The 25,624-nt window shown below is 69.0% G+C and carries 25 protein-coding genes, 1 tRNA gene and 2 pseudogenes; 20 read left to right on the top strand and 8 right to left on the bottom strand.

Features of this window, described 5'->3' with window-relative positions:
* The first annotated feature begins 3 nt into the window (after positions 1-3).
* From M2283_RS00835 to M2283_RS00800, 8 genes are all read left to right on the top strand, one after another.
* The gene (locus tag M2283_RS00835) at positions 4-378 is read left to right on the top strand and encodes a YybH family protein (RefSeq protein ID WP_280873936.1); all 375 of its coding nucleotides are present in this window, start codon (positions 4-6) and stop codon (positions 376-378) included.
* Between the two features lie 151 nt (positions 379-529).
* Complete coding sequence (tdh, locus tag M2283_RS00830) at positions 530-1,558, top strand: L-threonine 3-dehydrogenase (protein WP_280873935.1); 1,029 nt, start codon at positions 530-532, stop codon at positions 1,556-1,558.
* Between the two features lie 54 nt (positions 1,559-1,612).
* On the top strand, positions 1,613-2,806 hold the full coding sequence (locus M2283_RS00825; RefSeq protein ID WP_280873933.1) for a glycine C-acetyltransferase: 1,194 nt from the start codon (positions 1,613-1,615) through the stop codon (positions 2,804-2,806).
* A 102-nt stretch (positions 2,807-2,908) separates the two neighbouring features.
* Complete coding sequence (locus M2283_RS00820; RefSeq protein ID WP_280873932.1) at positions 2,909-3,811, top strand: LysR family transcriptional regulator; 903 nt, start codon at positions 2,909-2,911, stop codon at positions 3,809-3,811.
* 46 nt (positions 3,812-3,857) lie between these two features.
* The gene (locus tag M2283_RS00815) at positions 3,858-4,439 is read left to right on the top strand and encodes a helix-turn-helix domain-containing protein (RefSeq protein ID WP_280873931.1); all 582 of its coding nucleotides are present in this window, start codon (positions 3,858-3,860) and stop codon (positions 4,437-4,439) included.
* Entirely contained in the window at positions 4,436-4,972 is a 537-nt protein-coding gene (locus M2283_RS00810) for a GNAT family N-acetyltransferase (protein ID WP_280873930.1), read from the top strand. Before M2283_RS00815 ends, M2283_RS00810 begins: the two co-directional genes overlap by 4 nt.
* Positions 4,973-5,067: 95 nt before the next feature.
* Positions 5,068-5,427: an MmcQ/YjbR family DNA-binding protein gene (locus M2283_RS00805; protein ID WP_280873929.1), complete on the top strand. Its 360-nt coding sequence runs from the start codon at positions 5,068-5,070 to the stop codon at positions 5,425-5,427.
* A 98-nt stretch (positions 5,428-5,525) separates the two neighbouring features.
* The gene (locus M2283_RS00800) at positions 5,526-6,932 is read left to right on the top strand and encodes an MFS transporter (RefSeq protein WP_280873928.1); all 1,407 of its coding nucleotides are present in this window, start codon (positions 5,526-5,528) and stop codon (positions 6,930-6,932) included.
* Between the two features lie 171 nt (positions 6,933-7,103).
* Here the strand turns inward: M2283_RS00800 and M2283_RS00795 are convergent, their stop codons facing one another.
* Together M2283_RS00795 and M2283_RS00790 are read right to left on the bottom strand one after the other, a co-directional pair.
* Complete coding sequence (locus M2283_RS00795; RefSeq protein WP_280873927.1) at positions 7,104-8,027, bottom strand: transketolase family protein; 924 nt, start codon at positions 8,025-8,027, stop codon at positions 7,104-7,106.
* A gap of 116 nt (positions 8,028-8,143) precedes the next feature.
* Positions 8,144-8,857, bottom strand: coding sequence for a transketolase (locus M2283_RS00790; protein WP_280873926.1), 714 nt, complete (start codon positions 8,855-8,857; stop codon positions 8,144-8,146).
* A 145-nt stretch (positions 8,858-9,002) separates the two neighbouring features.
* On the opposite strand from M2283_RS00790, the gene M2283_RS00785 reads away from it, so the two are divergent.
* Positions 9,003-9,079, top strand: a tRNA-Pro gene (locus M2283_RS00785).
* A 28-nt stretch (positions 9,080-9,107) separates the two neighbouring features.
* Here M2283_RS00785 and M2283_RS00780 read toward each other — a convergent pair.
* Entirely contained in the window at positions 9,108-10,286 is a 1,179-nt protein-coding gene (locus M2283_RS00780) for a tyrosine-type recombinase/integrase (RefSeq protein ID WP_280874674.1), read from the bottom strand.
* 443 nt (positions 10,287-10,729) lie between these two features.
* On the opposite strand from M2283_RS00780, the gene M2283_RS00775 reads away from it, so the two are divergent.
* Positions 10,730-10,948 carry a hypothetical protein gene (locus M2283_RS00775; RefSeq protein WP_280873925.1) on the top strand — a complete coding sequence of 73 codons (219 nt, stop codon included), beginning with the start codon at positions 10,730-10,732 and terminating at the stop codon, positions 10,946-10,948.
* Positions 10,935-11,345, top strand: coding sequence for a type II toxin-antitoxin system VapC family toxin (locus M2283_RS00770; RefSeq protein ID WP_280873924.1), 411 nt, complete (start codon positions 10,935-10,937; stop codon positions 11,343-11,345). Before M2283_RS00775 ends, M2283_RS00770 begins: the two co-directional genes overlap by 14 nt.
* A gap of 42 nt (positions 11,346-11,387) precedes the next feature.
* On the opposite strand, the gene M2283_RS00765 is transcribed toward M2283_RS00770, so the two are convergent.
* Positions 11,388-12,518 (bottom strand): hypothetical protein, encoded by a 1,131-nt coding sequence (locus M2283_RS00765; protein ID WP_280873923.1) that lies wholly within the window; start codon positions 12,516-12,518, stop codon positions 11,388-11,390.
* Between the two features lie 492 nt (positions 12,519-13,010).
* On the opposite strand from M2283_RS00765, the pseudogene M2283_RS00760 reads away from it, so the two are divergent.
* Together M2283_RS00760 and M2283_RS00755 are read left to right on the top strand one after the other, a co-directional pair.
* Positions 13,011-13,457 (top strand): annotated as a pseudogene (locus tag M2283_RS00760) (NAD(P)/FAD-dependent oxidoreductase); the annotation flags it as partial.
* Positions 13,458-13,710: 253 nt separating this feature from the next.
* Entirely contained in the window at positions 13,711-14,646 is a 936-nt protein-coding gene (locus M2283_RS00755) for a sigma-70 family RNA polymerase sigma factor (RefSeq protein WP_280873922.1), read from the top strand.
* A 28-nt stretch (positions 14,647-14,674) separates the two neighbouring features.
* Here the strand turns inward: M2283_RS00755 and M2283_RS00750 are convergent, their stop codons facing one another.
* On the bottom strand, positions 14,675-15,520 hold the full coding sequence (locus tag M2283_RS00750; protein WP_280873921.1) for a sigma factor: 846 nt from the start codon (positions 15,518-15,520) through the stop codon (positions 14,675-14,677).
* Positions 15,521-15,767: 247 nt separating this feature from the next.
* Between M2283_RS00750 and M2283_RS00745 the strand changes: the two genes are divergently transcribed.
* The 7 genes and pseudogenes from M2283_RS00745 to M2283_RS00715 all read left to right on the top strand — a co-directional run bounded on the left by M2283_RS00745 (position 15,768) and on the right by M2283_RS00715 (position 22,191).
* Positions 15,768-16,028, top strand: coding sequence for a WhiB family transcriptional regulator (locus M2283_RS00745; RefSeq protein WP_280874673.1), 261 nt, complete (start codon positions 15,768-15,770; stop codon positions 16,026-16,028).
* Positions 16,028-17,618, top strand: a pseudogene (gene qcrB / locus M2283_RS00740) (cytochrome bc1 complex cytochrome b subunit). The gene M2283_RS00745 and the pseudogene qcrB overlap by 1 nt, the downstream one beginning before the upstream one ends.
* A 109-nt stretch (positions 17,619-17,727) precedes the next feature.
* Complete coding sequence (locus M2283_RS00735; RefSeq protein ID WP_280873920.1) at positions 17,728-18,678, top strand: alpha/beta hydrolase; 951 nt, start codon at positions 17,728-17,730, stop codon at positions 18,676-18,678.
* A gap of 82 nt (positions 18,679-18,760) precedes the next feature.
* On the top strand, positions 18,761-19,603 hold the full coding sequence (locus M2283_RS00730; protein WP_280873919.1) for an alpha/beta fold hydrolase: 843 nt from the start codon (positions 18,761-18,763) through the stop codon (positions 19,601-19,603).
* On the top strand, positions 19,600-20,244 hold the full coding sequence (locus tag M2283_RS00725) for an ATP-binding protein (protein WP_280874671.1): 645 nt from the start codon (positions 19,600-19,602) through the stop codon (positions 20,242-20,244). Before M2283_RS00730 ends, M2283_RS00725 begins: the two co-directional genes overlap by 4 nt.
* 35 nt (positions 20,245-20,279) lie before the next feature.
* Complete coding sequence (locus M2283_RS00720) at positions 20,280-20,750, top strand: hypothetical protein (RefSeq protein ID WP_280873918.1); 471 nt, start codon at positions 20,280-20,282, stop codon at positions 20,748-20,750.
* Positions 20,751-20,781: 31 nt separating this feature from the next.
* Complete coding sequence (locus M2283_RS00715; RefSeq protein WP_280873917.1) at positions 20,782-22,191, top strand: sigma factor-like helix-turn-helix DNA-binding protein; 1,410 nt, start codon at positions 20,782-20,784, stop codon at positions 22,189-22,191.
* Positions 22,192-22,208: 17 nt separating this feature from the next.
* Here M2283_RS00715 and M2283_RS00710 read toward each other — a convergent pair whose 3' ends face one another.
* The 3 genes from M2283_RS00710 to M2283_RS00700 all read right to left on the bottom strand — a co-directional run bounded on the left by M2283_RS00710 (position 22,209) and on the right by M2283_RS00700 (position 25,611).
* Positions 22,209-22,946 (bottom strand): SDR family NAD(P)-dependent oxidoreductase, encoded by a 738-nt coding sequence (locus M2283_RS00710; RefSeq protein ID WP_280873916.1) that lies wholly within the window; start codon positions 22,944-22,946, stop codon positions 22,209-22,211.
* Positions 22,947-23,066: 120 nt separating this feature from the next.
* Entirely contained in the window at positions 23,067-23,813 is a 747-nt protein-coding gene (locus tag M2283_RS00705; RefSeq protein WP_280873915.1) for an SDR family oxidoreductase, read from the bottom strand.
* A gap of 97 nt (positions 23,814-23,910) precedes the next feature.
* On the bottom strand, positions 23,911-25,611 hold the full coding sequence (locus M2283_RS00700; RefSeq protein ID WP_280874670.1) for an L-aspartate oxidase: 1,701 nt from the start codon (positions 25,609-25,611) through the stop codon (positions 23,911-23,913).
* Positions 25,612-25,624: the final 13 nt, after the last annotated feature.

Genomic DNA, 25,624 nt, shown 5'->3' with positions numbered 1-25,624 from the left:
GACATGAACAGCACGAACGACGACGAACCGATCCTGCGCGGTGTCCTCGACCCCTGGAAGGCGGCCGTCGACGCGCACGAGCCGAAGGAGGTGGCCCGGCTCTTCACCGAGGACGCGATCTTCCAGGGGCTTCACCCCTACAGCGTCGGCAGGCCCGGCATCGCCGAGTACTACGCCTCCCAGCCCCTCGGGATGAAGGCCGCCTACCGGATCCTGGAGACGCGGCGGTACGCCGACGACCTCGTACTCGGCTATCTGGACACGGAGTTCACGTTCACCGACCGGCCGCCGGTCGACGTCAAGCTCGCCGTGTTGGTGAAGCGGCTGGCGGACGGCTGGTACATCGCCCACTACCAGGTGTCGCGCCTGGACGGGTGACAGACGTGAAGGTGAGCTGCGGCACCGCTTAAGAAAACCTCGATGGACCCGGGCGCTCCCGTACGGCAGATTGCTGAAGGAATCCACCCCTCACTCGGTTCGGGCTCCTTCGGCATGCCCGCGCCCGGGTCTCACCCACAGGAGCCGTCGCGTGAAGGCGCTGGTCAAAGAGAAGGCGGAGCCCGGGCTCGCGCTCGTGGACGTCCCGGAGCCCGCCGTCGGACCCGGCGACGTACTGATCAAGGTGCTGCGCACCGGCATCTGCGGCACCGACCTGCACATCAGGTCCTGGGACGGCTGGGCACAGCAGACGATCTCCACCCCGCTCGTCATCGGGCACGAGTTCGTCGGCGAGGTCGTCGAGACGGGGCAGGGGGTCACCGACATCGCCGTCGGCGCCCGGGTCAGCGGCGAGGGCCACCTCGTGTGCGGCAAGTGCCGCAACTGCCTCGCCGGGCGCCGCCACTTGTGCCGGGCCACGGTCGGGCTGGGTGTCGGCCGGGACGGGGCTTTCGCGCAGTACGTCGTCCTGCCCGCGTCCAACGTGTGGGTGCACCGGGTCCCCGTGGACCTCGACGTCGCCGCGATCTTCGACCCCTTCGGCAACGCCGTGCACACCGCCCTGTCCTTCCCGCTGGTCGGCGAGGACGTCCTGATCACCGGCGCCGGACCGATCGGCCTGATGGCGGCGGCCGTCGCCCGGCACGCGGGCGCGCGCAGCGTCATGATCACCGACGTCAGCGAGGAGCGCCTGGAACTGGCCCGCAAGATCGGCGCGAGCCTCGCCCTCAACGTCTCCGACGCGTCGATCGCCGACGGACAGCGGGAGTTGGGCCTGCGCGAGGGCTTCGACATCGGCCTGGAGATGTCCGGCCGCCCCGAGGCAATGCGCGACATGATCGCCAACATGACGCACGGCGGCCGCATCGCCATGCTCGGCCTGCCGTCCGAGGATTTCCCGGTCGACTGGGCCCGGATCGTCACCTCGATGATCACCATCAAGGGCATCTACGGTCGTGAGATGTACGAGACCTGGTACGCGATGTCGGTGCTCCTTGAGGGCGGTCTCGACCTCACCCCCGTGATCACCGGCCGATACGGCTACCGCGACTTCGAGGCGGCGTTCGCCGACGCGGCGAGCGGTCGCGGCGGCAAGGTCATCCTCGACTGGACCGTGTAACTCCCTCGGACCGCGTAACTCCCTTTCGGCGAAGGCATTTTAGGAGCTTCCCCCATGTTCGACTCCGTGCGCGACGACCTCCGCACCACCCTCGACGAGATCCGCGCCGCCGGTCTGCACAAGCCCGAGCGCGTGATCGGCAGCCCGCAGTCCGCGACCGTGAACGTCACCGCGGGCGGTCGCCCCGGCGAGGTACTCAACTTCTGCGCCAACAACTACCTCGGCCTCGCCGACCACCCCGAGGTCGTGGCCGCGGCCCACGAGGCCCTGGACCGCTGGGGCTACGGCATGGCGTCCGTGCGCTTCATCTGCGGTACGCAGGAGGTGCACAAGGAGCTGGAGGCACGGCTGTCGGCCTTCCTCGGCCAGGAGGACACGATCCTCTACTCCTCCTGCTTCGACGCCAACGGCGGTGTCTTCGAGACGCTGCTCGGCCCCGAGGACGCGGTGATCTCCGACGCCCTCAACCACGCCTCGATCATCGACGGCATCCGCCTGTCCAAGGCCCGCCGCTTCCGCTACGCCAACCGTGATCTGGCCGATCTGGAACGGCAGTTGAAGGACGCGTCCGACGCGCGACGGCGGCTGATCGTCACCGACGGCGTGTTCTCGATGGACGGTTACGTGGCGCCGCTCGGCGAGATCTGCGACCTCGCCGACCGCTACGACGCCATGGTCATGGTCGACGACTCGCACGCCGTCGGCTTCGTCGGCCCCGGCGGCCGCGGCACCCCCGAGCTGCACGGCGTCATGGACCGCGTCGACATCATCACCGGCACCCTGGGCAAGGCCCTCGGCGGCGCCTCCGGCGGTTACGTCGCCGCCCGCGCCGAGATCGTCGCCCTGCTGCGCCAGCGCTCGCGCCCGTATCTCTTCTCGAACACCCTCGCCCCCGTGATCGCGGCGGCCTCCCTCAAGGTGCTCGACCTGCTGGAGTCGGCAGACGACCTGCGCGTCCGGCTGGCCGAGAACACCGCGCTGTTCCGGCGCCGGATGACCGAGGAGGGCTTCGAGATCCTCCCCGGCGACCACGCCATCGCCCCCGTGATGATCGGCGACGCGACGAAGGCGGGCCGCCTGGCGGAGCTGCTCCTTGAGCGGGGCGTGTACGTGATCGGCTTCTCGTACCCGGTGGTGCCGCAGGGCCAGGCCCGGATCCGGGTCCAGCTGTCGGCGGCGCACTCGACGGAGGACGTGAACCGGGCGGTCGACGCGTTTGTGGCGGCTCGGGCGGAGCTGGAGGGCTGAGCGGAGGCGGGTGAGAGGGCGAGCGAGGGGCCGGGAACGCCTGAGCGGCTGGTCGTCCGAGGGTGCGCAGGGCGCACGGGCGTGTTTGAGACAATCGATCCCATGATCGAAGCGCGGCGGCTCCACATCCTCCGGGCGGTGGCCGACCATCGCACGGTGACGGCGGCTGCCGCCGCGCTGTACCTCACCCCCTCCGCCGTCTCGCAACAGCTCGCCGCGCTGGAACAGGAGACCGGTCACCGCCTGGTCGAGCGCGGGGCCAAGGGGGTACGGCTCACCGCCGCCGGCGAGATCCTGCTCAGCCACACCAACGCCGTCCTCGCCCAGTTGGAGCGGGCCGAGGCCGAGCTCGCCGCGTACAGTTCCGGCGCGGCCGGCACGGTCACCGTCGCCTCCTTCGCGACCGGTATCGCCCTGGTCGTGGCGCCGGCGCTTGCCCGGCTCTCCTCGACGGCCCCCGGCATCCGTATCCGCGTCCAGGACGCGGAGGGCGACGCCAGCCTCCCGATGGTCCTCGACCGGCAGGTCGACGTCGCGGTCGCCGTGGAGTACCGCGGGGCGCCGGCCGCCGACGACCCCCGGCTGACCCACGTGCCGCTGTACGCCGAGCCCTTCGACGCCGTCGTACCGGTCTCGCACCACCTGGCCGACACCGCCGAGGTGCCGCTCGCGGAGCTGGCTAAGGACGCGTGGATCGGCCCGTACCCCGGCAACCCCTGTCACGACGTGGTGGTCCTCGCCTGCGAGAGCGCGGGCTTCCAGCCCCGGCTCGAACACTCCTCGGACGACTTCCGCGCGGTCGTCGCCCTTGCCTCGGCCGGCGCGGGCGTGGCGCTCGTGCCGCGCTCGGCGCTGATCGGCATGGATCTAGCCGGGGTGGTGGTCCGTCCCGTCGACGGGGTCGCGCCCACGCGCCGGGTCTTCGCGGCCGTACGTCGTGGTGCGGAGGAGCATCCGCTGATCAGGCCGGTGCTGGATGCGCTCGGTGCGGCGGCTCGGGAGTGAGCCGTACGTAACCCGCCCGTTTCATATGTGGGCTAGCGTCCCGGATATGAAACAGGCCGAAGAGGCGGCTCTGGATGCCGTCGATGCCCGGCTCGGTACTCGCCTCGCCGAACTGCGTGCCGAGCGCGGATGGTCCCTGGGGGAGCTCGCGGAGCGCAGCGGGATCAGCAAGTCCACGCTGTCCCGGGCCGAACGCGCGGAGATCAGCCCGACCGCCTCCCTGCTCAACCGCCTCTGCAACGCCTACGGGCGGACCATGTCCCAACTCCTCAGCGAGGTCGAGGCCGAGCCCGCGCTGCTGTTGCGGGCCGCCGAGCAGCCGGTGTGGCAGGACAGGGCCTCTGGTTTCGTACGACGATCCGTGTCCCCGCCGCACGCCGGGCTGCGCGGTGAACTCGTCGAGGGGCGGCTGACGGTGGGCGCCGACCTCGCGTACGACCGGCCGCCCGTGCCCGGTCTGGAACAGCACATCTGGGTACTGGAGGGGGCGCTCGACGTGACGGCACAGGATGTGACGCATCACCTCGACACCGGGGACTGCCTGCGATTGCGGGTGTGGGGGCCGACTCGGTTCCGGTGCGCGGGGCGTGCCGATGTGCGGTACGTCTTGGCGGTGGTGCTGCCGTGATCGTGCGCCGACTTGGCGGTGGTGAACTGCTTCCGCGGGTGGGGGAGTTGGCCGAATTGCTGGTCGACACGGTGGATGGTGGCGCGTCCGTCGGGTTCCTCGCGCCGCTTGATCGCGCGGAGGCTCTTGCCTGGTGGAAGGGGCGAGCCGCGGGGGCGGACGCCGGGCAACTCGCCGTCTGGGCGGCATACGAGGGGGAGCGGGCCGTCGGCACGGTGAGCCTCGCTTTCCCGAACAAGCCCAACAGCCGTCACCGGGCCGAACTGGTGAAGCTGATGGTGCACCGGGACGCCCGCGGACAGGGTCTCGGCCGCGCTCTGCTCGGCACCGCCGAAGAGGCGGCCGCCGCGTCCGGCATCACCCTTCTCCACCTGGACACCGAGACCGACAGCCTCGCCGAGCGGCTCTACGGCGGGGCGGGTTGGACCAGGATCGGCGCGATTCCGGACTACGCGGCGAGTCCCGACGGGGTGTTGCGGCCGACGTCGATCTATTACAAGCGGTTGGGGGCGGGCGTAACCGCCAGCGCTTGAGGGGGTGCGGCGGTGAGGTCGTGCGGCAGTGTGCGCGGGGGCGGATCGGCGCTCTCACCAGGTGGTTGTCAGTGGGAGGCGCTACGGTGCGAGGCATGCCGGACGCCGAAGACGTACGCCGTGTCGCCCTTGCTCTGCCGGACACGACGGAGAAGATCGCCTGGAACATGCCCACGTTCCGGGTCGCGGGGAAGATGTTCGCCACAGTGCCCGAGGACGAGACCTCCATCGCCGTGCGCTGCCCCAAGGAGGAGCGCGACGAACTGGCTCTCGCCGAGCCGGAGAAGTTCTGGATCGCCGACCACGAGGCGCAGTTCGCGTGGGTGCGGGTGCGGCTGTCCGCGCTGGAGGACGAGGGCGAACTGCACGACATCCTCGCCGACTCCTGGCGCCAGGCGGCCCCGCCTCGACTGCTCGACTCCCACCCCGAGTTGGGGCTGCCGACCGCGGACTGAAAACCCCTCGGGCGTTGTCGGTGCCGCGTGGCATGATCCGGAGTTGTTCGTGGTGGGCAGGCAGGCGGGTAGGTGGGCGGGGAGGGGAACGCGAGGGGATGGCAGGGGTGTCGTCGCAGCCGGGGTCGTCGGCGGACTCGGCGGGGGAAAGTGGTTCGTCGGGGGAGATCGGCTCACCGGGGTCTACTGGTTCATCGGATCGGTCCGCGACGGCTAGGGGGCAGCGGCCTGTCTGGTCGCGGGACTTCGGGTTGTTCTTCGTCGCCCGGGCCATTGCCCGTCTCGGCGACACCATGCTGCCGGTCGCTCTCGCGGCGGGCCTGCTCCAGCACGGGTACGGGGTGGGCGCGGTGGGTCTGGCGATGGCCTCGACGGCCGCCGCCTTCGCCGGGCTTGTCGTCTTCGGCGGGGTCATCGCAGACCGTTTCGACACGCAGAAGCTGATGATCGGCGCCGACCTGGTGCGCCTCGGCACACAGGCACTCGCGGCCGTGCTGTTCTACTCCGGTCACGTCGTCCTGTGGGAGGTCTGCGCGATCGGCTTCGCCAACGGCGTTGCGGGAGCCGTCTTCCAGCCCGGCGTCGCGAGCACGGTGCCCCGGCTCGCCTCCGACATCCAGGGCGCGAACGGCGCCATCCGCATCGCCGAGGCCGCCGCCCAACTCGCCGGCCCCGCCGCCGCTGGCCTGTTGGTCGGCTTCGCCTCGCCCGGTGGAGTCTTCGCCGCCCATGCCGCCACGTACGCGGTCAGCGCACTGTGCCTGCTGCTGCTCCGGCTGCCGCCGCTCGCCCCGGACAGCGGTCCGACCGGGCACGGCGGCAGCGCCTTCCGGGCCGATCTGGTCGAAGGCTGGCGGGAGTTCAGGTCGCGTACGTGGCTGTGGGGCGTGATTGCCGTCTGGTGCGTGTACATGATCGCCGTGTGGGGGCCGTCGGTTCCGCTGGTGGCGACGGAGGTGGTGCAGCAGCACGGCCCGCGCGCGTACGGCCTGGTCAACTCCGCGCTCGGTGCGGGCACGGTCGTCGGCGGACTCCTCGCCCTGCGCCTGAGACCCCGTCGCATGCTGCGGGCCGGCGCGATCTCCCTGTTCGTCTTCGCGTGCTTTCCGGCGAGCGTAGGGGCAGGCTTCGGCGTCCCCGCCATGGCGGTCGGCGCGGCCGTCGCCGGGGCCGGGATGTCGTTCTGGAGCGTGATGTGGGCGACCAGCGTGCAGACGCAGGTGCCGCCCGACGTCCTCAACCGCATCCACGCGTACGACGTGGCCGGCTCCCTCGCGATGATGCCGGTCGGCCAGGCCCTCGCGGGCCCCGCCGCCGCGGCACTCGGCGTCGGCCGGGTACTCCTCGTCGCCGGCGCGATCAGTCTGGCGATCCCGGTGGCGCTTCTCGCCGTACCGGCGATTCGGAACCTGGTGCGGGCGGATGCGCCGAGGGCGGGGGCGGGCATGCGGGGGACCCATGAGATCCATGAGACCCACGAGCGGGAGTGTCCGCAGCCGGGTTGATACGGGGAGGGGGCGGAAGGAGAGGGCTGGGTTCGTAGAGGGCTGGGTTCGTAGAGGGCTGGGTTCGTTGAGGGCTGGGTTCGGAGAGGCGAGGGCGGAGTTGGAGACGGCGGGCGTGTTCCTGTGTCCGGCGTCGGCGGCCGACCCCCTGAGTCCTCCCGTCCCGCCGCCTCAGGCGCTCACGCCCACCACCCGTCCCCCTCCCACGAACTCGCCGATCCGCTCCCGCAGCGACCGGGCGTCGAGCCCGTGCGCGGCCACGTGTTCCTCGGTGTGGCCGTAGCGCCGCAGTTCGCGGCGGCCGACGCCGAGGCCCAGCACGCGGTGGGGTACGTCGGTGAGGGCGTCGTTCGCCGCCGCCGTGGACGTACCGGCCAGGTACGGCTCGACGAGGACGACATCCGTCCCGGCCGTCTCCGTGGCGTGGCGCAGGGCGGCCGCGTCGAAGGGGCGGACGGTCGTGGCGTACAGGACGGTCGTGTCGAGCGCCTCGGTGGCGGCGAGGACGGCGTCCAGCGTCGGCCCGACGGCGACGACCACGCCGGACCTGCCCTCGCGGACGGTGTGGAACCGCGCCCCGTCGACCGCGCGCCCCACGGCGTTGGCCTGCACGGAGAGCCGGACGTACACCTTGTCGTCGCCCGCCGCGACCGCGTGCCGCAGCAGCGTCTCGGCCTCGTCCGGATGCCCGGGTACGTGCACGGTCCAGCCGTCCAAGGTGTCCAGCAGGGCGACGTCGCCGGGGGCCATGTGCGTGTAGCCGCCCGCTGGCCAGTCGAACGAGGCCGCCGCGCTCACCAGTACCGCGCCGACGTCCTGGTGCCCCAGGTCCAACTTCACCTGCTCGAAGGGCCGCTCGACGAGGAAACTGGCGAAGGTGTGCACGATCGGCCGCAGCCCGGTCAGCGCCAGCCCCGCGCCGGTGCCGATCAGCAACTGCTCGCGGATGCCGACGTTCACGACCCGGTCGGGGTGCCGCCGTTGGACCTCGGCGAAGGCGTCCCAGCCGATCTCTGCAAGGACGACCGCGACCCGCGGATCCTCGTCCAGCAGGCGGGAGACGACGGGGGCGAAACGGTCACGCATGGTGTCCATGGGAGCGGAACCCTTCTGGAGAATCAGGCGGCTGGAGCGGCTGGAGCGGCTGGAGCGGCTGGAGCGGCTGGACTGGTTGGGACGGCTGGACTGGTTGGGACGGCTGGGGCGGCGAATCAGGTGTTCTCGTTCTTCGGCTCCACGCGCGCCACGACCACGTGCGGTCGGCCGGGATGCGGAGCGGTGAACGCGGCGTACAGCGCTTCGTGATCACGCCCGTCGACGGTGACGGCGGACCAGCCCGCGGCCTCGAAACGGGCGGCGATACCGCCGGGCCTGGCATGGCTGGCGGAGGAGTTGTCGACGACGACGGTGTGCAGCCGCTCCAGGCCGGCGGGGCCGGCGAAGGCGATGGCCTCGTGGTTGCTGCCCTCGTCCAGTTCGGCGTCCCCGATCAGCACCCAGACCCGCGGCTCGTCGAGCCCTTGGGCGCGCAGCCCCAGTGCCGTACCGACGCCGATGGGCAGCCCGTGCCCGAGCGACCCGCTGCCGATCTCGGCGCCGGGCACGAGTACGCGGTCGGGGTGATGGCCGAGCGGGGAGTCGTACGAGCCGAACCCCGGCAACCACTCCACGGGTACGAAGCCCTTCGCGACGAGCACCGCGTAGTACGCCATCGGCCCGTGCCCCTTGGAGAGGAGGAAGCGGTCCCGTTCGGGGTCGTCCAGCTGTTTGGGTCCCACCCGCAGGACCTGGTCGTACAGCACCCACAGCACATCCAGCGTGGATGTCGCGGCAGGGCCGTGCTTCTCGTCGCCGGTCATCAGCCCCATGAGGTGGGGTAGGTCTGCGTATCCGTATGTACGCCGGTGTTCCTCGGTGATCGTCATGTGGACGATCGTGCAACCTCGACCAAACTTCAGGTCAAGCGCCCGCCGTTGTGCCGGGACAAAAGGCGTGCGCGACCACCGACCCGAGTGCGGTATTGTTTCCATGCGTGTTCGGCCGGGGGAAACCCCCAGGTCAGACGGGCACCGGGACGTGGCGCAGCTTGGTAGCGCACTTGACTGGGGGTCAAGGGGTCGCAGGTTCAAATCCTGTCGTCCCGACCAGCTTTGTTGCAGGTCGGAAGCCGTTCTCTCATTTGTGGGAGGGCGGCTTTTCGCGTTCTTGGAGGGCTGGTGGTCGCAATGTGGTCGCGGGCCGGGTTCGGGACTGGCTGGCGGTGGTGCAGAAGCCGGATGGGGCGGGGGAGCAGAGCCGGTTGAGGACTTCGCGGAGGCGTTGGATGTGGTCGCGTGGTGATCGCAGTCGCTTCAACCGGGCCTGCCGGTCGGCTTTGCGTTCGATCCGGGTGAGGGTGTGCTCAATGGTGTCGACGGCTTCGCGGGCGGCTTGCTGGGTGAGGTGGCTGTAGACGTTGGCCGTGGTGGACAGGATGGAGTGGCGCAGGGTCTTGGAGACCACGGTGAGCGGCACGCCGGCGGTGATGGTGAGGGTGGCGGCCAGGTGCCGCAGATCGTGAACGGTCACGCGGGGGACGCCGGCTTCTTCGGACAGGTGCCGGAGCCGGTCGAGGACGGTGCTGGGCCGCAGCGGCCGGCCGTCGGGCCGGCAGAAGACCAGTCCTCTGAAGGGGGCGCCCGGGTTGCTGTGGGTGCGGGCGCTGGAGCGCGCGCGGTGCCGGAGGACGGCGGCGACGCGGGGTGAGATGGCCACCCAGCTTTTGCTGGAGCGGGTCTTGGGCGGGGTGATGACGAGTTGGTTGTTGTCGATCGCGGAGAGCGTGCACCGCACGTAGAGAACCCGTTCGGTCAGGTGGACGTCGTCCCAGTGCAGGCCGAGGGCCTCGCCTTTGCGCAGGCCGGTGCCGATGAGGAACTCGAACGGGTCGGCCATGTCCGGGTCGGTCTGGTGGCAGTGCTGGAGGAAGCGGACCGCCTCGTCGGCGGTCCAGATCCGGCGTTCCGGCGCGGGCGGCCGACGCAGGGCCGGTGGGCTGGCCGGGTTGTGGGCGAGGCGGCGTTGGCGGACCGCGTCCCCCAGCGCGCTGGACAGGGTGGCCAGGCACCGGTAGAGGGTGGTGCGGCCGCGGCTGGCGGAGAGCTGACTGGTGACGAACGCGCTGATGTGCCGGTGCCTGAGATCGTCGAGCCCGAGGCTGCCGAAGGCGGGGACGAGATCGTTGTGCACGTAATCGCGGTAGCGGGCCATGGTCGTCGGCTTGAGCATCAGCGCCTTCGCCGCCAGCCAGGCGTTCAGGTAGTCGGCGACCGTCTGGTTCGGGTCGGCGTTGAACCCGCCGGTCTCGCCCTCCAGGAACGTCCGCAGTGCGGCCTGGGCGGCGTCGTGGCTGGTGAAGCCGCCTCGCCGGCCGGTGGTGCGGCGGTGTTGTGGGGCGGGGATGTCGACGGCGAAGGTCCACGTCCCGTGGTGAGTGCGGCGGCTCGGAAGCCTTCACCTGGATCACCTCTTCCACCTGACTCACCTTGATCGCCAAAGGGGCAGATGAAGGTCACAAGTGGGTCAGATTCGAGCGACGCCGATCGGCTGAGGAAGATGAGAGCGACGGTTCAGGGGGAGCAAGACGCCGCCAGTGGTGGCGCAGAGCGCGAGGCAGACGCGGGCCCGGATGTCGCGGACGCGGCAGGACTGTCGGCGGAACCCGCCCCGGACGATTACATGGAGCCGAACTGACATGGCCATGGGTTCGGGATGCCAACGCTATCGTGGGGATACGGCGCGGTGGAGAAGCAGCGGCCATGACCTCGGCGTACGACTACGGAGAACTGCACGAGCTCATCGATCGTCTGGAGCCCGAGCAGGCGGAGGTGCTGCGTCGTCACGCTCTGCGTCTGGTGAAGCCCGCACCGAGTCGGTTTCGGATACTGCGGAGCTTCGATGGCCCGGCGACCGATCTCGGTGCCCGGGCAAAGGACATCGCGCGGGCGGAGATCGGCGAGGACGATGCTGATCGTTGACACCGGACCACTTGGCGCCTTCCTCAACCGCAACGACCCTGATCACGAGCAGTGCGCCGAGCTACTGGAGTCGTACGACGGCGATCTCCTTGTCACTCCGTATGTGCTGACCGAATGCTGCTATCTGGTCGGGAAGCATCTGGGGGCCGAGGCTGAAGTCAACCTGGTGGAGTCTGTGGTCGGCGGTGATCTGGTGCAGGTGTTTTCCGACGCGCGGGACATGGCCCGGATCGCTGAGTTGATGTACCGCTACCGTGGCTTTCCGCTGCGTGTCGCGGATGCTTCGGTGGTCGCTGTGGCGGAGCGGCTGAAGCTGACGGATGTCGCGACGCTCGACCACCGGCACTTCCGGGCACTCGTGCCCGAGCACGTTCCTGCGTTCACGCTGCTTCCCTGAGGAGCTCTGCCTGGGCTTCCTCGCCCCCGTGGCCTGGGGGCGTTACCGGAGGCTGTGGCGGTCGAGGCGGTGGATGAGGCCGGGGCGGCGTTGGTGGTCCTCGCGCAGGCGGGTCAGGCGCTGGTCGAAGTCCATGTCACGTCCGGTGTGGGCGTAGGCGTCGCGCAGTTCCGCGAGGAGGGCGACGGCCTGGTCGTAGGCGTTGGTCTTTTTGGTGGCGATGTGTGCCTCGATCTGCTGCCAGGCGGACTCGGCTTCGCTCGCGAGGGCGGTCAGGTGCCGGGTGCGGGCTTCGGCTCGTTCGTGTTCGGCGTGCTGTCGGCGTTCGGTGCGCAGGGTGTGGGCGGCGTCCAGGAGGTGGGCGGCGGGCCGGCGTCCGGGAATCGCAGTGGGGATAGTGGTGCCGCGCAGGCGGTGCAGGAGTTCGGCGCGCACTCGCGGTTCGGGGCCGAGGGCGAGCCTCAGAAGCAGGGCGTCCTTCTCCTGCTCCGGGAGGGCGGCGATCAGCGGCGCGAGTTGCTTCTTCGTGGGATTGGCCGACTTCTTGGGCGCGGCGGGACTGGCCTGGGCCGCGGCCGTGAGCAGGTCGGCGTCGACGCGCAGGAAGTCCGCGAGCGCGCGTTGCGGGGCGGTCAATTCGCCGAGGCCGGCCGGGACGGGCGGTTCGGGGCAGGTCTCGTATTCCTCTTCTTCGTCGTCTTCGAGTTCCCAGGCGGCGAGCGCGGAGAGCCAGGCGAGGTAGAGGGGGCGCAGGTCGCCGGTGGCGAGTTCGTCGCGTACGCCGATCAGGGCGGCCAGTGAGTCGTCGGCGCCCTCGATCCAGTCGCCGCCTTCGTCCTCGCTGGTGAGATCGAGCAGAAGGTGGGTGCGGGTGGTCCAGGCGTCGATGTGGTGGTCGAGGCAGTACGGCTTCACCGTGGGCAAAGCCAGGGCCTGTTTGGGCAGGCGGAGTATCAGGCGGTGGGTGCCCCAGTTGGTGACGTACAGGTGGGCGTCGAAGTAGCGCTCGACCATGCGGCGCGGGTTCCCGCTCAGGTCACCCCAGTTGTAGGTGTTGGTGAAGCTGGTGGCGGTGATCCGGGCCCGGGTGGAGACGGCCCGCAACTGGTCCTGTTCCTCGCGGCTGAGCGGACGGTCGAGGGCCTGGAACTCGTAGTACTGGTACTCGCTCACACGGCGGACTTTATCGCCGCCGCGGGTGGGTGGGCTCGGACGGATAGTGGGCAAGGCGGCGGGAGCTGACCGGACGTCATGTCCCAGTACGACCACTCACCGGGCGCTGCCGTATGAGGTCACGGCTCCGGGCCGAACGTCGGCGGCCGACGCTTGGAAGAGGACTCGTCTGCCGTGGTCACCAACGCAGTCTCGCACCGGAGACGGTGGCGCTCGCAGTGCGTCATGGGGGTCACCTGGTCGAGTGCACAGCCGAGAACCTGGGGTAGTAGCCTCGCGGGCACGGCCGAGGCATGGACCGACCACGCGCTGAAGGCACTCCGCGCCGCCTGCCACACCGCCAACGGCCCGTCCCTGCTCGCCCTGCTGCGTATGCATGACCCCACCGGCGTGCTGCAGCAGTGCGGGGACGCACTCACCGCGGTCATTTCCCGGTCAGTGCCCGGCGCCCAGGAGACAGCGACCGAGTGCACCACCACCCTGCGCGAACGGGGCTGGCCCGGCGACGAGGTCCTCGCCCGGCAACTCGACACGGCGGTCGACGAGCGCGGCCTGCTCGTGGTCCGCCCCGATCTTCGCGTGGGCACCGACAGCGAACCTGTGCCGGACGCCCAGCACGCCGTGCGACAGGGCAAGCGCCTCGCCAAGAGCCTCGTGGCCAGTCTGCGCGGGCGGCGAATCCGGAACTACCGCCGCAGCAGTCTGGGAGTGGTGGCGACGCTGGGGCTGGGGCGGGGCATTTTCCAGTACAAGGGCATTGTCATCAAGGGACTTCCCGCCTGGCTGATGCACCGGGGCTATCACGTCCTGGCCGTGCCCACCTGGGAGCGCAAGATCCGTGTTCTGGCCGTCTGGCTCACCGCCGCCCCCTTCGGCCGGGATCTCGTCTCCCCCGCCTCAGTACAGCAGCCGCGGGACGCCTTCGTCACGAGCGACGAGGCGCAGGGCTTCGGCGCAGCCGGGCGAGTGAGGACACGGCGGCATGAACATGTGGGGTTCTTGTTTCCTGGGAACGTCGGGCTGACCACTGAGGGCCCGCTGCAGAGGGCCGGCTCGTCTTGCAGGCTCGTGCATGAGCGCCGATGGTGGGGCTTCCAGGCTCCGACAAAGTTGTGGCCCCAGTTCTGTCACAGGCACGGGGCGGCCCCGGTCCATGAAGCAGATGGAGCGGAGCAACGGAGGCCAAAGGATCATGTATCTCGAACGGTCTGCCACGGCACGTGACGACCTTGACGAAGCTGTTTCTGTCTTTGTGCAAAATCGGAGGCGTCTCTTCGGGATCGCCTACCGCATGCTCGGCAGCGCGGTCGAGGCCGAAGACGTGGTCCAGGAGGTGTGGCTGCGCTGGCAGAAAACCGATCGCTCGGTGGTGGTCAACCCGGTGGCCTTCCTCTCGAGCACCACGACCCGCCTGGCCATCAACGTCGCGCAGTCGGCGCGCGTGCGCCGGGAGACCTACATCGGACCGTGGCTGCCGGAGCCCGTCGACACGAGTTCGGACCCGGAGGTGGGGGCCCAGCGCGCGGAGGCCCTGGAGCTGGCTCTGCTGCTGGTGCTGGAGAAACTGACCGCCACCGAGCGCGCCGCATACGTACTGCGCGAGGCGTTCGACTACGCCTACGCCGAGATCGCCGAGATCCTCGAACTCAGCCCTGTCAACATACGGAAGATCGTGAGCCGTGCTCGCAGGCATCTGTCGCAAGAGCAGCGGGAGAGCGTGGACGCAGCCGAACACCGGCGCCTCCTCACCGTCTTCGTCTCAGCAGCTCAAACGGGCGATGTGGCATCACTGGAGGCCCTCCTCGTCCCCGATGCCGTCAGCCTGTCCGACGGCAACGGCATGCGGGGCTGCGCTCGCGTACCTGTGCTGGGCCGTGCACGTGTGGCCAAACTGTCGACCTATCGGCGGTTGTGGCGGGGAGCGGAGCCCCGGCTGGTCGACGCCAACGGCTGTACGGGAGTGATGGTCTACCGGGATGGCCAACCCACCGCGTTCATGACGGTGGCCGCCTCGAAGGAAGGCGTCTACAAGCTGATGTGGGTGTTCAGTCCGAGCAAGATTGCCGCCTTCCTCGACTCGCGTTCCCTCTTCGCAACTGCCACTGTCCCTGCGTCGGATGGTTCGTGACTGCGGCAGTGTGACGCTGTCTTTGCTGCTACGGACGGTTCCAGGACCGCAGTTTGTCGGGGTTGAGGATGACCCAGACCTGGGCGACGTGGTCGTCCGCGACGTCGAGGCTGATGACGGCGGCGACCTGGCGGTCGTAGCGGGCGACGAGGCCGGTGCGGCCGTTGACGGAATGGGTGGTCAGGCTGGTGCGGGGGCGGCGGGCCAGGAGTGTCAGCAGGCTTTGGGTGACCTGCCGGCTGCCATGGACCGGTCCGGTCAGCGCCCGCACCTTGCCACCACCGTCGAAGAACGCCGTGACGTCCGAGCGCAGCAACGAGGCGAGCCGTTCACCGTCCCCGGTGACACAGGCCTCGCGCACGGCGCGGGCGAGGGCGTCCTGCTGTTGTGCTGTCGTGGGCCGGGAGCGCTGCATGCGCAGCCAGTGCCGGGCCCGGTCGGCGAGTTCGGCGACCTCCGGCTCTGTGCGGCCCACGATGTCCGCGACGGTCCCGGGGGGCATCCCGAACGCGTGAAGCACGAATACCGCCCGCTCGGCCGGCGACAGCGACTCCAGCGCGTTGAGCACGACCCGGCCTGCCTCCTCCTCCGCGTCCGCCGGCTGTGTCGGGTGACCCTCCTCGTGCCCGGTCCCACTCCCGCCGGGCAGCACGAGGCGGCCCAGACAGATCCGCCCCGCGGTCTTCGTCAGCCAGGACCGGGGAACGGTGATCTGCCGACGTGCCGTGTCGGACAGCTCGTACCAGCGGCGATAGGTCTCATCGACAACGCTCTCCGCCGCACCCGGGCTGCCCAGCATCCAGTAGGCGACATCCAGCAGAAACCGACGCTCCTCCAACAGTTCCGCGATCGGCACCGCATCGCCCTGGTCCATACGGCACCCTCCCTCTCGCACGACCCTGCACGCATCAACGCCGACGACGTCGGCTCAACCCGTTAGACCGGGGACTCGCGGATCTCGTGACATGGGTCGGCGTGCCGGCCGCGCTGCTGCTCAGCGGGGTGTCATCGGCGTTCTCTGCGCGGAATGCGGCTGCGTGTCACACATGCACGGGTTGCCCGGTCTTGCCTGACAGCCCCCGCACTTCTTTCCCATGACTGCCGAACGAGGTGACCATGCCATGCATTGGCGCGAACGGGCAGCTTGCCTGCGCGTAGACCCTGAACTGTTCTTCCCCATTTCCAGCAGCGGTCCGACGCTTCGACAGGTCGACGAAGCCAAGGCCGTTTGCGGGCGTTGTCCTGTCATGGAGCAGTGCCTCGACTGGGCTGTGCGGGTGGGACAGGTGGAAGGCATATGGGGCGGAACGACGGATCGTGAACGCCGTGCGATGCGACGACGTAACCCTCTGCAAAAGCAAACCTGTTTGAGTGAGCTCTGATGGGAGGCAAAGGGGAAAGGGTTGCAGAGTGGGCCGACGGACGCCTGGGTGTGTACAGCCTGGTCAGAGCAAAAGTGCGCAGGGCTTTCCCGGATCACTGGTCGTTCATGCTGGGCGAAATCTGTCTCTACAGCTTCATCATCCTCATCATCACGGGTGTGTATCTGACGTTCTACTTCCATCCGTCGATGAAGGAGGTGGAGTACAACGGCAGCTACGCACCGCTGCGCGGCCAGATGGTGTCGGAGGCTTTCAATTCGACGATGCACATATCCTTCGACGTTCGTGGCGGTCTGTTGATCCGGCAGGCCCACCACTGGGCGGCACTGGTCTTCGTCGGCGCCATACTCGTCCACATGATGCGGGTGTTCTTCACGGGCGCCTTCCGCAAGCCTCGCGAACTCAACTGGCTGACCGGATTCCTGCTGCTGATCCTCGCCATGTTCGGAGGGTTGACGGGGTACGACCTTCCGTACGACCTCCTGTCCGGGACCGGCCTTGCTGTCGTGAACGGCACGATCCTTTCCATTCCGATCGTCGGAATGTACCTCTCGATGTTCCTCTTCGGAGGCGAGTTCCCGGGGAGCGAGCTCGTGGCACGCTTCAACACCATCCACGTGCTGGTCATCCCTGCCCTCATGGTGGGACTGCTTGCCGCCCATCTGATCCTGATGCTCTACCACAGGCACACGCAGTGCCCGGGTCGGGGACGGACCAACGAGAAAGTCGTGGGCCTGCCGATCGGGGTACGCGCAGTCAAGTCCGGGGGTATTTCTTCCTGGTCGCCGGTGTCATATTCGTCATCGCTTCAGTCGCACAGATCAACCCCGTCTGGCAGTACGGCCCCTACCGTCCCGACCAGGTTTCGGCCGGGTCGCAGCCGGACTGGTACATGGGCGTGGCGGACGGGATGCTGCGGGTGATGCCCGGCTGGGAAGTCGGCTTCTGGGGCCACATGCTGGCCCTGGACAACCTGATTCCGCTGGCGACAGGTGTTGGTCTCTTCCTTGCCCTGGGCGCATACCCGTTCATCGAGTCCTGGGTGACCGGCGACAAGCGGGGGCAGCACCTGCTTGACCGACCGCGCAACCGTCCGGTGCGAACGGCACTCGGTGTCGCAGGGTCAGTTTCTATCTCGTCGCCCTGATCGGCGCCGCGAACGACATCATTGCCATCCGCTTCCATGTCTCGGCCGAATCAGTGACGTGGGCGGTCCGTATCGGTCTTTTCGTCGTGCCGGTCATGGCCTACGTCATAACGAAACGGTGGGCGCTCGGCCTTCAGCGCAGTGACCGCGAAAAGGTGCTGCACGGCCGTGAAACCGGCGTCATCAAGCGCATGCCGAACGGCGAATTCGTCGAGGTGCACGAGCCGCTCAGCCAAGAACAACTCCACGCTCTTGTACAGCACGAGCAGTACAAGCCGATCGGTCCCGGCGCTGTGGATGGAGCGGGGGATCTGAACGCCGTGTTCCGCCTTGCTCAGCACCTGCGTGCCCGGCTCAGCGACAGGCTTTACGGCGAAGGCACGCAGATCGCCAAGCCAACTGCGCAGGAATACAAGGAGATCACCGACAAGCACCGGAACTGACCCGCCTTGCAGACGTGCCAAATGATGTGAAGGTGTGTCACACCTTCGGCGGTTGCCCGGTCATACAGGTGAGAAGCAGGCAAGAAATTCCGACCAAGGGAGTGCAGTGATGACCAAGCCCGTTCTTGAGCCCGCAGCGCAGGAACTCGCGGACGCGACGGCCAATCCGCCGTTTCTCTACGAGCTCGGCCCGGTGGGCGCCCGTAAGGTCCTGGACGATCTGCAGGCGGCGCCCGTGGAGGAGCCGGACGTGGAGGAGAAATGGATCACCGTGGCCGCCGAAGCAGGCGATGTGCAGGTGCGCATCGTCAAGCCGGTCGGCAGTCAGGGCCCACTGCCGGTCGTCCTGTACGTGCACGGGGGCGGCTGGGTCATCGGCAACGCCGGCACGCATGACCGTCTGGTGCGTGAGCTGGCTTTCGGGACGAACGCCGCCGTCGTGTTCGTCGAGTACGACCGTTCGCCGGAGGCCAAGTACCCGGTGGCGATCGAGCAGGCGTACGCGACCGCTCGGTGGATCACCGCGAAGGGCGCCGACGAAGGCCTGGACGCCTCGCGTCTGGCGGTGGCCGGCGACTCCGTCGGCGGCAACATGACGGCGGCACTGACCCTCATGGCCAAGCAGCGCGGTGACGTGACCTTCGTGCACCAGTCGCTGTACTACCCCGTCACGGACGCGGCCCAGGACAGCGAAAGCTACCGGGAGTTCGCGAACGGGCCCTACCTCACGGCGAAGGCCATGGCCTGGTTCTGGGACTGCTACACCACCGACCCCGCCCAGCGGGCCGAGATCACCGCCTCGCCGCTTCGGGCGAGCCTTGAGGAGTTGCAGGGGCTGCCGCCCGCGCTCGTCATCGTCGACGACCACGACGTACTGCGGGACGAGGGCGAGGCGTATGCGCGCAAGCTGATCCAGGCCGGGGTCTCCACGACGAGCGTCCGTATCAACGGCACCCTGCACGACTTCATGATGCTCAACCCCCTCCGGTCCACGCAGGCCACAACTGCCGCGGTCGAGCAGGCCGTTCAGACCCTGCGCGCCGCTCTGCACGGCAACTGACCGTCACGTACAGCGTTGTGCCGCACTCGCCTCGTCCGTCTGTCCGGACACGGCTGAATCCGCTGCCTCGAAAGGGCCCTTCATGAATCGTCGTTCGCTGTTCCGACGTGCTCGCACTCCTCTCTCCCTCATGGCAGCCGTCACGGTCGCCGCCGGCCTCCTCGCCGCGTCGGTCGGTCCGGCAAGCGCCGGCAAGGCCACTTCCTCGGCGCACCGCAAGCCGACCGTCGTCCTCGTTCACGGCGCCTTCGCCGACTCCACCAGCTGGAACGGTGTCGTCGAGCAGTTGAAGCGGCACGGCTATCCCGTGGTGGCCGCGGCCAATCCGCTGCGCGGGCTGAGCAGCGACGCCGCGTACATCAAGGACCTTCTGGCGAGCATCGACGGCCCCGTCGTGCTCGCCGGGCACTCCTATGGCGGATCGGTCATCAGCAACGCCGCGTACGGCGCCGGAAACGTCAAGGCCCTCGTGTACATCGCCGCCTTCGTACCCGAGAAGGGCGAGAGCGCGGGGGAGCTCGCGGCCAAGTTCCCGGGCAGCACGCTCGGCGAAGCTCTGCGCCCCGTTCCGGTCTCCCTCCCGGACGGCTCCGAGGGAACGGACCTTTACATCGAGCAGAGCAAGTTCCACTACCAGTTCGCCGCCGATGTCCCCGAGAACACCACGGACCTCATGGCGGTGACCCAACGTCCGGTGACCAGTGCCGCTCTGGAGGAGGGTGCCTCCGAACCGGCATGGAAGACCATCTCCTCCTGGGTGCTGGTGGCCACCGAGGACCTCAACATCCCGCCGCAGGCACAGAGGTTCATGGCCGAGCGCGCCCATGCGCACACGGTGGAAGTCCGGGCCTCGCACGCCGTGAGCGTCTCCCACCCCGACGCCGTCGCCGACATCATCGAGAAGGCGGCGCGGACGGTCCGCTGAGCGGCGTACACCACAGGGCGGGACGGCGAAAAGGCCGCCCCGCCCGTACGCCGCCCAGAGAGTGGGCTCGACGCAGATGGCGCCCGCGTCGCGGAGATGGTGGTGTACGGCTGCCTGGCCGGAGAAGTGAGTGCGGTGCGCTCGATCAGCTCGCGGCGAACGTACGAGGCGGCCGGAGTGCCGCTCTCGTGGTGCGTGGCGGAGCAGGCATCGGCAAGACCGCCCTGCTGGACCACCTCGTGGAGCGCACGGGCGGCGATTGCCGGGTCAATCGAGCCGGCGGCACCGAGGCCGAGATGGAGCTTCCGTTCGCCGGGCTGCACCAGCTCTGCGGATCCTTGCTCGACAGCGTCGACCACCTTCCCGGCCCACAACGCGACGCGCTCGGCGTCGCGTTCGGTCTTTCCAGAGGCGGGTCGCCGAACAGGTTTCTGCTCGGTCCGGCGGTACTCAGCCACTTGGCCGTCGTGGCCGAGGCACGGCCGTTGATCTGCCTGGTCGATGACGCCAATGGCTCGATCGGGCTTCGGCACAGGTTCTCGGATTTGTTGCGCGACGCGTTGTGGCGGAGTCGGTCGGCCTCGTCTTCGCGGTGCCAGAGCCGGAGGAGGGGCGTGCGTTCGAAGGGATTCCCGAGCTGATCGGCGGCGGCTTGAACGAGCGCGACGCTCGCTCCTTGCTGAACTCGGTGATGCCCGGGCCGATCGACGAGCGAGTCCGGAGCAGGATTCTCGCCGAAGCCCGAGGGAACCCTCTCGCTCTTCTGGAGTTGCCGCGCGGGTCGACGGTGGCCGACATGGCCGGTGGGTTCGCCCCGCCGGACGCGCAGCCGCTGGCGAGCCAGATCGAGCAGAGCTTCCTCGCACGGGTCCAGGCACTTCCGGCGGCGACGCAGCGAGTGCTGCTGATCGCCGCTGCCGAACCACTCGGGGATGTCACCTTGCTGAGGCGTGCTGCGGAGAGACTCGGGATCGGAACGGAGGCGGAGTCCCCGGCCCTGGCGGCGGAACTGATCGAGTTCGGTACGCGCGTACGGTTCCGTCATCCGCTGGTGCGCTCGGCGTCCTACCGCGCCGCGACCCTGACCGACCCGGAACGAGGTACACCGCGCCCTGGCCGAGGCCACCGACCCGGACTCGGATCCTGATCGTCGGGCCTGGCATGGCGCCCACGCGACAGTGGCCCGTGACGAGGTGGTGGCCGTCGAGTTGGTTCGATCGGCGGACCGGGCCCGAAACCGTGGCGGCGTCGCTGCGGCGGCGGCTTTCCTCGAGCGTGCGATGGAGCTGACACCCGACCCTGCTCTCCGCAGCACACGATCGCTGGAGGCCGCGGAGGCCAAGTTCGAAGCGGCGGCACCTGAAGCGGCGTATCAGCTGGCGATGGTTGAGGAGTTGGGGCCGCTCGACGACCTCCGGTGTGCCCGGCCGGCGCGGCTGCACGCTCAGATCGTTTTCGCCCGCAGCCGCGGCAGTGCGGCCACGCCCCTCTTCCTCGATGCGGCCAAACGCATCGAGCCACATGACGCTGTCCTTGCACGTGAGACCTATCTCGAGGCGCTCGCCGCGGCGATCTTCGCCGGCCGGCTCGACGGCGGGCACACCGTCAGGGAGGCCGCTGAGGCTGCCCAGGTCGCGCCCCGCGGACACAGCCCGCCGCGGCCGATGGATCTCCTCCTGGACGGGGTGTCGACACACTTCACCGGGGGCTACGCAGCGAGCGTGAAGCTGCTCCAGAAGGCCCTCCGGGCCTTCTGGACGGACACTTGGGGCGGGGAGGACGACATCGCACGCTGGCTCTGGCCGGCGTGCCCGGTGGCGCCCGAGCCCGTGGCGCCGGAGCTGTGGGACGACCAGGCGTGGCACGAGCCGACGAGCCGTGCGGTCCAACTGGCCCGCAATGCCGGCGCGCTCGGCGTCCTTCCCGTCGCGCTCGCCCATCGTGCGGGCGTACATCTGCAGGCCGGAGAATTCGCCACCGCGGCAGCCCTGATCGACGAGGCGGATGCGATCGCCCGGGCGACGGGCAGTGCCCCGATGAATTACACCTCCCTCATGCTCGTGGCCTGGCGTGACGATGAACGCCGGGCAATGAAGTCGATCGACGCCGGTATCCGCACTGCGACGGCCAAGGGAGAGGGACGGGCCCTGGGACTGACCGGCTATGTCACCGCTGTGCTGTACAACGGTCTGGGCCGGTACGACATCGCCCTCGACCATGCCCAACGGGCGTGTCAACACGAGGACCTGGGCTTCTTCGGCTGGTATCTCGTCGAGGTGGTGGAGGCGGGAGTTCGCAGCGACAACCGCGATGCGGCACTGACGCCGGGGCAACGTGCTGCGTACGTCCTGAGAGATGGTTTCGGCTACCCGTACGAGCGGATCTCCGAGCTCCTGCACGTCAGCGTCGTCAATGCGAGGCAACACGTCACACGCGCCCACACGCGTCTCACCGCCAGCCGTCGCAGGCAGCCGGTCGACTCCGCAGCGCATCGGCGACTCGTGCAGGAGTTCCTCGCGGCCGCTCGCTCCGGTGACCTCGCGCATTTGGAAAAAGTGCTGGTCACCGGGGCGAGCCACCAACGGTGACCTCTTACGACAAGTGTTCAGACTGTCTGGTCGGTCGGGCGGATCAGGATCTCGTTGACGGCGACGTGCTCGGGCTGGGTGACGGCATACAGGACTGCGTCGGCGATGTCCTCGGGCCGGAGGGTCCGCATGGACTCGGCCAGGTTCTTCGCCATGGCCTGTATGGACGGATCGGTGATGTGGCTGGTCAACTCCGTTGCGACGAACCCGGGTTCGACGACGATGACGCGTACGCCCTGCGCCGTGACCTCCTGCCGCAACGCCTCCGAGAAAGCGGTGATGCCGAACTTGGTGGCCGCGTACACGCCGCTTGCGGCCGTTGCCATACGTCCCGAGGTCGAGGAGACCTGCACCACGGCCCCCTTGCGCCGCAGCAGGTGAGGCAAGGCGGCATGGACCGCGTACATCGACCCGAGGAGGTTGGTGTCGACCATGCGCGTCCACTCCTCGGTGTCCGCGCCCAGGATCGGGCCGCTGAGCATGACGCCCGCGTTGTTCACCAGGATGTCGAGGGCTCCGAAGCGCTCGACGGTCGCAGCGACGGCGTCGCGCACCGACTCAGGGTCGGCGACGTCCAGTTGGAGGACCAGCATCTCGCCGGGGGCGTCCTGTGCGAGGGAACGCAGCCGGTCGGCCCGCCGGGCTGCGACGGCGACCCGGGCGCCCGCCTTCGACAGGGCGACTGCCGTGGCCTGGCCGATACCCGAGGACGCGCCGGTGACCAGGACGACCTTTCCTTCAAGGGTGTCGCTCACGTGTTTCTCCTAGGAATCCGTAAAAAAGGGAATGGGGAGCACCCGGCCGATCGTGTCGTCGGCCGGGTCGGAAAGAGCGGGGTGGCGCCTCTCCCGCCGGAAAGGGGCCACCCCGAGGGTCTACTTCTGCTGTGCGAGCCAGTCGGTGAACTTGGTCCCGGCGATGTGCGCGTCCGGTGCCGGCAGAAGCGTGTTCTCCTGCAACTCGGCGCCCCAGTACGTCGCCTGCGGGTCCGTGACGATTTTGCGGGGGTCGTTGTGGGCGGCGAGTCCCATGCGGATGAACTCCTCGAGCTCGAACGCCTCGGGACCGGCCACCTCCACCACACCGTTGACCGGGGCCCCGACAGCGGTGCGGCCGACAGCGGCGGCCACGTCGTCGGAGACGATGGGCTGGATCTTGGCGGCGGGCAGGCGCACGGTGTCGCCCTCGGTGACCCCGTCGGCGAGTCCCTTCGCGAACTCGAAGAACTGCGTCGCGTGGACGATGGAGTAAGGGATGCCGGACGCCTTGATCAGCTCTTCCTGGGCCTGCTTGGCACGGAAGTACCCGCTCCCCTGGAGGCGGTCGGTGCCGACCACGGACAGCGCCACGTGGTGCGTGACGCCGGCCTCGGTCTCCGCCTTGAGGAGGTTGGTCGTGGAGGTGCGGAAGAAGTCCATGACGGCCTCGTCCTCGAACGAGGGGGAGTTGGACACGTCGATCACGACCGATGCGCCCTGCAGGACGTCGGCCAGCCCCTCACCCGTCAGCGTGTTGACGCCGGTGTTGGGTGCCGCCGCGACCGCCTCGTGTCCGTGCTCGCCGAGCTTTGCGACCACCTTCGAGCCGATGAGCCCGGTTCCACCGATCACTACGACCTTCATGACGGATTCCTCTCGGAGTTTCCTGGAAAATTTCGGCCTTCATGAGAAGAGACCGGGCAGCGGACCTTCTTGTGACACGCGGATCGCGGAATCCGGCCTATTCGGCAAGTTTTCCTTCGGCCGAGACCTCTTCCATCAGAGAGAAAATCTCGTCGGGGACGGCCGGAATGCTCTCGCGGGTGATACCCGCCGTCGGGGACCACACGAGATTGACCTGCAGATCGGAATCCAGGTCGGGGTAGTCGCTGCGGTTGTGGCAGCCGCGGGTCTCGCGACGCTCCAGCGCCGCTTCGAGGGTGGCCCGGGCCGCCAGCGCGGCCGACTTGAGATCGAAGGCGTGCGCGAGGTCCTGATAGCCCGCGATGTCCGGGTGTACGCCGACGTCCTCCATCCTCTTCTCGATCCCCTCGAGTTCCGCCAGCCCGGCGCGCAGGCCCTCTTCGTCGCGTACGACTCCGGCATGCTCGGTCATGGTGTTGCGGATGGCGCGCTGCAGGGCGCGGACATTCTCCGCTCCGTCGGCCGCGAGTAGGCCGTCGACCTCCGCGCGGGCCTGCGCAACGGCCAACGCCGACCGCGGCTGCGCGGTGAGGGACTGCGAGTGGGCGGCGGCCGCCCGGCCGGTGAGACGGCCGTAGACCAGCAGCTCGATGAGGCTGTTCCCGCCGAGGCGATTGGCGCCGTGCAGCCCGCTCGACGCCTCACCGATGGCGTACAGGCCGCGTACGTCGGTGCTGTGGTCCTCGGGACGCACCCACACTCCGCCCATCGAGTAGTGCGCGGTGGGCGCGATCTCGATCGGTTCGCGGGTGATGTCCAGCATCTGCAGGTCCAGCAGGGTCTGGTAGACGCGGGGCAGACGCGTCATGACCGTCTGCCGGGGCAGGTGCGAGACGTCGAGCCACACACCTCCCTTGGGCGTGCCGCGCCCCTCCTTGATCTCCGTGTACGCGGCCAGGGCTACGCGGTCGCGGGTGGAGAGTTCCATGCGCTCGGGGTCGTAACGGGCCATGAAGCGCTCCCCGAGCGCGTTGCGCAGGATGCCGCCCTCACCGCGGGCGGCCTCGCTGACCAGGGTGCCGGCCGCGTTCTCCGGTTCGATGATGCCGGAGGGGTGGAACTGCACCAGCTCGGCGTCCCGCAGGCGGGCTCCGGCCTCCACGGCCAGGCGGAAGGAGTCGCCCGTGTTCTCGTCGCGCCGCGAGGAGGTGCGCCGCCAGATGCGGGTGTGGCCGCCCGCCGCGAGGATGACGGCGTCGGCGTGGATCAGGTAGCGCCTTCCGTTCGTGAGGTCGAAGCCGTAGGCACCGAAGACGGCGCCGTCGTGCACCAACAGCCGCGTGATGTAGACACCGTCGAGCACCGGGATGTGGAGCTGGTCCGCGCGCCGGATGAGCGTGCGCTGGATCTCCAGACCGGTGTAGTCGCCGGCGAAGGCGGTGCGCCGGAACTTGTGCGCGCCGAAGAAGCGCTGGGAGATCCGGCCGTCCTCTTCCCTGGCGAAGGCCATGCCGTAGCGCTCCAGGTCGTCTATGCCGCGGGCGGCGCCGTGGGTGACGATCTCCACGGTGCGGGGATCGGCGAGGAGGTAGCTCTCCTTGAGAGTGTCGGCGGCGTGTTGCTGCCAGCTGTCCTCGGGATCCATGGTGGCCAGCGCCGCGTTGATGCCTCCGGCCGCGAGTGCCGTATGGGCGTCTTCCCTGGGGCGTTTGCCGACGGCGAGGACGTCGATGCCGGCCTCGGCCAGTTCGATCGCCGCGCGCAGCCCGGCACCTCCGGTGCCGATCACCAGCACCATGGTGGCAATGCGT

The sequence above is a fragment of the Streptomyces pseudovenezuelae genome (assembly GCF_029892565.1).
GTDB classification, from domain to species: domain Bacteria; phylum Actinomycetota; class Actinomycetes; order Streptomycetales; family Streptomycetaceae; genus Streptomyces; species Streptomyces pseudovenezuelae_A.
The sequence above is the reverse complement of the archived record's forward strand: the minus strand, read 5'-3'. Positions and strand labels throughout refer to the sequence as shown.

What these genes read in the sequence shown, in the direction of transcription:
- M2283_RS00835 (WP_280873936.1), top strand. Translation starts at nt 4, where the DNA reads ATGAACAGCACGAACGACGACGAACCGATCCTGCGCGGTGTCCTCGAC.
- M2283_RS00825 (WP_280873933.1), top strand. Translation starts at nt 1,613, where the DNA reads ATGTTCGACTCCGTGCGCGACGACCTCCGCACCACCCTCGACGAGATC.
- M2283_RS00820 (WP_280873932.1), top strand. Translation starts at nt 2,909, where the DNA reads ATGATCGAAGCGCGGCGGCTCCACATCCTCCGGGCGGTGGCCGACCAT.
- M2283_RS00815 (WP_280873931.1), top strand. Translation starts at nt 3,858, where the DNA reads ATGAAACAGGCCGAAGAGGCGGCTCTGGATGCCGTCGATGCCCGGCTC.
- M2283_RS00805 (WP_280873929.1), top strand. Translation starts at nt 5,068, where the DNA reads ATGCCGGACGCCGAAGACGTACGCCGTGTCGCCCTTGCTCTGCCGGAC.
- M2283_RS00800 (WP_280873928.1), top strand. Translation starts at nt 5,526, where the DNA reads ATGGCAGGGGTGTCGTCGCAGCCGGGGTCGTCGGCGGACTCGGCGGGG.
- M2283_RS00795 (WP_280873927.1), bottom strand. Translation starts at nt 8,027, where the DNA reads ATGGACACCATGCGTGACCGTTTCGCCCCCGTCGTCTCCCGCCTGCTG.
- M2283_RS00790 (WP_280873926.1), bottom strand. Translation starts at nt 8,857, where the DNA reads ATGACGATCACCGAGGAACACCGGCGTACATACGGATACGCAGACCTA.
- M2283_RS00775 (WP_280873925.1), top strand. Translation starts at nt 10,730, where the DNA reads ATGACCTCGGCGTACGACTACGGAGAACTGCACGAGCTCATCGATCGT.
- M2283_RS00770 (WP_280873924.1), top strand. Translation starts at nt 10,935, where the DNA reads ATGCTGATCGTTGACACCGGACCACTTGGCGCCTTCCTCAACCGCAAC.
- M2283_RS00755 (WP_280873922.1), top strand. Translation starts at nt 13,711, where the DNA reads ATGTATCTCGAACGGTCTGCCACGGCACGTGACGACCTTGACGAAGCT.
- M2283_RS00750 (WP_280873921.1), bottom strand. Translation starts at nt 15,520, where the DNA reads ATGGACCAGGGCGATGCGGTGCCGATCGCGGAACTGTTGGAGGAGCGT.
- M2283_RS00745 (WP_280874673.1), top strand. Translation starts at nt 15,768, where the DNA reads ATGCATTGGCGCGAACGGGCAGCTTGCCTGCGCGTAGACCCTGAACTG.
- M2283_RS00735 (WP_280873920.1), top strand. Translation starts at nt 17,728, where the DNA reads ATGACCAAGCCCGTTCTTGAGCCCGCAGCGCAGGAACTCGCGGACGCG.
- M2283_RS00730 (WP_280873919.1), top strand. Translation starts at nt 18,761, where the DNA reads ATGAATCGTCGTTCGCTGTTCCGACGTGCTCGCACTCCTCTCTCCCTC.
- M2283_RS00705 (WP_280873915.1), bottom strand. Translation starts at nt 23,813, where the DNA reads ATGAAGGTCGTAGTGATCGGTGGAACCGGGCTCATCGGCTCGAAGGTG.
- M2283_RS00700 (WP_280874670.1), bottom strand. Translation starts at nt 25,611, where the DNA reads ATGGTGCTGGTGATCGGCACCGGAGGTGCCGGGCTGCGCGCGGCGATC.